General features: G+C 41.5%; 2 protein-coding genes. Both read right to left on the bottom strand.

The features are described 5' to 3' along the window. On the bottom strand, positions 1–675 hold a 675-nt coding region (locus tag ACFSY7_RS20305), incomplete at its 3' end, for a hypothetical protein (protein WP_380147178.1). Between the two features lie 14 nt (positions 676–689). Then, positions 690–1,347, bottom strand: a 658-nt coding sequence (locus ACFSY7_RS20300) for a phage distal tail protein (protein WP_380147177.1), incomplete at its 5' end; no start/stop codon positions are given.

Here is a 1,347-nt window from a genome sequence, read left to right as displayed (position 1 = left end):
TTCCGTCTGTTGCACCGAACGCCAGTCGGTAAATAACTGCACCTCGTTATCTCGCCAATCGGTAAATACTTTCTTTTGTTCAGCAAGCCAATTAAGCATTTCAGTGACATATACACCTTTTTGAGCACTAAACCAGTAATCCCATTGCGCTTGAAATTCACTTGTTGGTACGCTGATTAATGAACTTACAAGCCCACATAAATCCTCGTTAAAGCGCTCATCAACGAAATAAAGTGGATTGATTGCTTTATCGCCAGATGTTACTCTGACTTGCGCAAGCGAGATTTCGTAAATGTAGTTGTCACGTTGTAATGTTGGTGCGACTGGATTAGTCGCTTCCTCCCCTTGTTTCACAAACGCTTTAATGTAACGATTTTCACTACGTAAATCTAATCGAAGGACAATACGGTCAATGCGTGATTTACTTACATTTGGGATAGCATGTTCAAATGTTAAAACTGTGGTGTTTTGGTAGCTAAACCCTTTGATTAACGCTTTGCCTGTACTCAAGCGTGTTGTTAACCCATCACCAACTGAAACCCGAAGCGCTGGCACATTATTTGTGTGCAATAGCCCACTCGATAAGACGTTACCAAAGTATTCGGCGAAATCACTCGCCATATACCATCTTTCATCTTCTTCTGTTGAGTCGAACATTTTATATAGTTCTGCCATCTTCTCTCCCCTTTCTATACGGCGTTATATTGCTTACGCCATGTTAAGTTGAATGTGTTGTTTCTAATGTCGCTATCCGCGACATATGCGATACGATTCTCACCAATTTGTAATTTAAAAGACGCAAGTGATGAACCGAGATCAAGCCAGTGTACGACATTTCGTGCATTCCCTTCTACATCTATAAAAATAACTTTTGCTGTATCAGGATTCGTATCGATAATCATCGTTTCACCAATCAGTAAATCTTGGTCCACCTTAATATATTTGCCTGTCGTCTTATTGATGATACGTGGATTTGTTGCTGGCCCTTGTAATTCAACGTAGAGCGGCGTTTCAGCATCACCGTCATTCGTAATGATACGTTCATCTTGTTGTAGCCCTGTTTTGAATAGGCGTGTTCCACTAAAAGGAAACTTAAATAACGGGATATACGGCGGTTCCTCGATAATGTTTAATGATTCCCAGTAAACACCCGGTGCAATAAACGTAATTGAACCTTTTTGCAATCGTTGGGAACGGCCCTCTTTGTCCGGAAACAAAGGTACGCCGTCGGCAATGCATTTGATGATGCGCACAATACGTTCATTCTCATAGCGCAACGTTCCCACTCCTAATTTTGGATTAAGCACTTTCGCCATTAACGCACGCCGTTCTGATACATCGCCATAT

The organism is Kurthia populi, assembly GCF_042686175.1.
Lineage (GTDB): Bacteria > Bacillota > Bacilli > Bacillales_A > Planococcaceae > Kurthia > Kurthia populi.
The sequence above is the reverse complement of the archived record's forward strand: the minus strand, read 5'-3'. Positions and strand labels throughout refer to the sequence as shown.